The organism is Mesorhizobium sp. M1A.F.Ca.ET.072.01.1.1, from assembly GCF_004023325.1.
Taxonomy (GTDB): Bacteria; Pseudomonadota; Alphaproteobacteria; order Rhizobiales; family Rhizobiaceae; genus Mesorhizobium.
In genome coordinates, this window is sequence record NZ_RZSF01000809.1 from 1 (window position 1) to 386 (window position 386).

Consider the following 386-nt stretch of genomic DNA (forward strand, 5'->3'; position numbering starts at 1 on the left):
CTTCAGGAAGTGATTGCGCGGGCGGCAGGTGGGCAGTGGTCAGCGCGCCTTTCCAGAATATCGCTCGCATAAACGTCCGGCGAGCGGCTCCGAGCGTACCTGCCATCGCCGGGCTCTGCGACAGCCTGAAATCTATCTCGAACCAAATCCGAATCGCTCGTTGAGTCTCGTCCCTCCCAGCGCGGTAAACCGCGCCTCGATCTCGGCATTCCAGCAAGCCTCCCACGAAGTTCGCCCGCTGGACAGGGTGAAGGTCTGCTGTCCGATTAGCTGGTTTAAGATCAGCTCAGGCTGCGGCGGCCGCTCGATCTCGCAAAACTCTACAATTCTGCGAATGGTCTCGAGCTGAACTTCGCGTCCTTGGTCGCCTATGATCTGCTCATAGC

The 386-nt window shown here is 59.3% G+C and carries 1 protein-coding gene; it reads right to left on the reverse strand.

Features of this window, described 5'->3' with window-relative positions; translation table 11 throughout:
- Positions 1–132: 132 nt before the first annotated feature.
- Positions 133–386, reverse strand: a 254-nt coding sequence (locus EOA32_RS39500; protein ID WP_210214900.1) for a hypothetical protein, incomplete at its 5' end; no start/stop codon positions are given.